This is a genomic window from Paenibacillus sediminis, from assembly GCF_017873765.1.
Taxonomy (GTDB): Bacteria; Bacillota; Bacilli; order Paenibacillales; family Paenibacillaceae; genus Paenibacillus_AG; species Paenibacillus_AG sediminis.
The window spans coordinates 1-3,419 of the sequence record NZ_JAGGKP010000025.1 but is presented as its reverse complement, the minus strand read 5'-3'; the positions used below and the strand labels follow the sequence as shown (position 1 = coordinate 3,419).

General features: G+C 39.8%; 3 protein-coding genes and 1 CRISPR repeat array. All 3 genes read right to left on the bottom strand.

Annotation, left to right across the window (positions count from 1 at the left end; translation table 11 throughout):
• Positions 1-6 precede the first annotated feature (6 nt).
• Positions 7-1,812: a CRISPR direct-repeat array (repeat unit 29 nt; unit sequence CTTTATATCCCACTACGTTCAGATAAAAC).
• A gap of 194 nt (positions 1,813-2,006) precedes the next feature.
• Genes cas2 through J2Z20_RS18395 form a run of 3 tightly spaced genes read right to left on the bottom strand, consistent with a single transcriptional unit; the run spans position 2,007 to position 3,408 of the window.
• Positions 2,007-2,267, bottom strand: a complete 261-nt coding sequence (cas2, locus tag J2Z20_RS17760; protein ID WP_209853416.1) for a CRISPR-associated endonuclease Cas2 — start codon at positions 2,265-2,267, stop codon at positions 2,007-2,009.
• 2 nt (positions 2,268-2,269) lie between these two features.
• On the bottom strand, positions 2,270-3,253 hold the full coding sequence (gene cas1b / locus J2Z20_RS17755) for a type I-B CRISPR-associated endonuclease Cas1b (RefSeq protein ID WP_209853414.1): 984 nt from the start codon (positions 3,251-3,253) through the stop codon (positions 2,270-2,272).
• On the bottom strand, positions 3,250-3,408 hold the full coding sequence (locus J2Z20_RS18395; RefSeq protein WP_415640051.1) for a Dna2/Cas4 domain-containing protein: 159 nt from the start codon (positions 3,406-3,408) through the stop codon (positions 3,250-3,252). The genes cas1b and J2Z20_RS18395 overlap by 4 nt, the downstream gene beginning before the upstream one ends.
• Positions 3,409-3,419 lie beyond the last annotated feature (11 nt).

The window sequence follows — 3,419 nt, the reverse complement described above, 5'->3', positions numbered from 1 at the left end:
AGGTTCCTTTATATCCCACTACGTTCAGATAAAACGAAAAGCTCGGTGAGTTTGCCGCGTATGATTACTACCCTTTATATCCCACTACGTTCAGATAAAACGTGCTACGTGAATTCCCGGTGCTTGTTTTTCTTACCGCTTTATATCCCACTACGTTCAGATAAAACAATGGAGGAAGTCGTCGAAGCGATAGCGGAAGTGACTTTATATCCCACTACGTTCAGATAAAACCAAAATACGCTTAAACAAGCGGAAGCAACAGGAAACAACTTTATATCCCACTACGTTCAGATAAAACGATACCCACTTTTGTTGCCATGATCGAATATTGTTCTTTATATCCCACTACGTTCAGATAAAACATTATGTCATTCTGTTTGTGGTCGCGGCATTCCTTCTTCATTATATCCCACTACGTTCAGATAAAACTTTAAAAATATTTTCCGGTGTTGGTAACTTGTGGATACCTTTATATCCCACTACGTTCAGATAAAACCAATACGGCACGTATTGCCACCGGCGCGGAATTGGTCTTTATATCCCACTACGTTCAGATAAAACGTGGGACGCAAAGAAACGATATATATCGGCTCTGAACTTTATATCCCACTACGTTCAGATAAAACATTGATTTTGGGAATGAAGAAGGAACGGTAGTCGTCTTTATATCCCACTACGTTCAGATAAAACCGTTGTAAAACTTAGTCTCAAAGTTACCGGCATCTACTTTATATCCCACTACGTTCAGATAAAACTCTGCTCAAGAATGTCGGCAAAGAGGCCATAAATACTTTATATCCCACTACGTTCAGATAAAACGACGTCTTGAACGAATGTTCTGTACCGATTTACACGACTTTATATCCCACTACGTTCAGATAAAACCGTCGGCGGCTTCCGTACTCGCACTTTACGGATGTGTCAGAGATACCGGACTTTATATCCCACTACGTTCAGATAAAACTTTTCAAACTCCCGAGCAATGTTCGGTGTGCGTTTCTTTATATCCCACTACGTTCAGATAAAACTAGTGAGCGAAGAAGAATTTCAAGCACTTATCGAAGCTTTATATCCCACTACGTTCAGATAAAACTTTCTTTCTTGCCATTCTTATTGATCTGCGCCATTCTTTATATCCCACTACGTTCAGATAAAACCTTGCGCGACGAACCAATCATCGACGTCCTCTGGCTTCTTTATATCCCACTACGTTCAGATAAAACGCCTGCCCCTGGAAGCCCCAGGACCACTATTTATGGACTTTATATCCCACTACGTTCAGATAAAACCTGCTAAACGAACTAGCCTACAAAATCCACGTAGCCCACTTTATATCCCACTACGTTCAGATAAAACTCCTGGTCAACTCTAAAGGCTACTTCCTTGTACCATCTTTATATCCCACTACGTTCAGATAAAACCCCCAAACATCGGACATTTTTTCTTTTAAATAAGCACTTTATATCCCACTACGTTCAGATAAAACGCTACGATGCAGAAATCCAGCGCCAGGCCGTAGTTACTTTATATCCCACTACGTTCAGATAAAACGGAAAGGCTACCGTCGAAGTAGAAACCCTTACCCAGCTTTATATCCCACTACGTTCAGATAAAACTTCTCATAAGATTTGCCGTCAACATACATTGTCCGCTTTATATCCCACTACGTTCAGATAAAACTTTGTTATGTGTCTATTGATTACCTTGGCGGCATGCAACTTTATATCCCACTACGTTCAGATAAAACGCAAGAATGACAGGTCGTATGCAGTCGGCGATATTCCTTTATATCCCACTACGTTCAGATAAAACCCTAAAAACAGGGTAACAAAAAAACCTTGATGTAACAAGGGAAATCACAACTTTTTCAGATTGGAATTTAGGTCATTTTGCATTGAAGCGGCAATGCTGAAATTCGTAGTAGTTACAAAATCCCCGAAATCCTTTTCCACACAAGGCTTGCGGGATTTTCGACATTTTTTTCGCACAATGCAAATTCAAATAGTCTATAAAAACAGCCTGTCGAAGGAACGATCCTCGCCAATTACTTCTTTAACAATAGCTTTTGGATTTTCTACCTTGTACAAATAAATAGAGTCTTCATCAGACATAATACTCTTTAATTCAGCCAGACATCGTGTTAATTTGCCCTTAGTAATTTCACCTTCAAACACAGAGTTCTGTGTCCAGTCCAAATACTCACGTAGCTTTTTACATACTTTGCTAACCCGCTTCTCACCTATATCATAGGTTATGATTACAAACAAGTCTACCACCACGCTTTAAAAGGTTTATATTTCTCGTCTCCGATAATATGTTTAATAAGTTTATACGATTCCAGCCTGATCAAGTATCGATAAGATACCATTCGGTTTAACTTGCGATGCTTAAATGTACTTTTCATTTTCTCATCATATGCAGCTAGAAAAATCTTTCGTCCTTCGTCATTCAAGTGAACAATCCCCTCGTCATTCTTAAAATGTTTCTCTTGAATACGCCGATTATTAACCAAACTAAATATAAGTGGGTCTACAAGAAATGGTTTGAATATTTCTGCAACATCAAGGCTTAGAGAAAATCGTTTGCTAGATGGTTCATGAAGATAGCTAATAGAAGGGTCCAGAGCCGTTTTATATAATTCAGATACTACAGTTGTGTACATTAAGCCGTTACCAAATGAAATCAGAGCATTTAGAGGATTGTGCGGAGGACGCTTTGAACGGTGCTCCCATGTAAAGTTGTTCCGTACTAGAATAGGAAGCCCCTCATAGTAAATTTGTCGGCATTGCCCCTCTATCCCCATAACTTGTGCAATGCTTGAAGCTTCCTCCAATAATGCAGCGCGCGAAGCCATTGTATCCACGTACGAGCGTGATTCTTCACCATGTTTTCGTAGATTGCGCTGCATATGGTGTACCGCTCCTTGTATAAATGCTTTAGCCAAGTACAAGCGTTTGCTAAGATCCAAGTAATGAGCGCTTTGCTGTACCTTTGTATAGCCAGAGACCTGTGAATTCCGAGGATAATAAGTGCCGTCATAGTAGCCATAGTAGTTATAAACATGAAGTCGTACATCATGCTGTGTCAAAATATGAAGAAGCGACGTGTTAAAATCAATTTGTCCAAACAAGTGTAGATTTTCCGTCTGTTCAACTGGAAGCGGTTGCGATTTCCCATGTTCATCTGCGAAATAAAGTGTATTATTTTTACGGTGAAGCCTTCCTTTTGAGAAAATAAATACATCTCTATTCATACCTCTCCTTCCTCCTCTTCTCCCGCATAGCAAAAATCTTTATAAGCGCACTTAGAACAATACGGCAACTTACGAAATGGGGGTATGTGACTCTGCAATACAGACTCAACACCTTTCATTGCTTCTTCTACTTCACGTTGCCCCTGCTCGTTCAATATTACTTCAG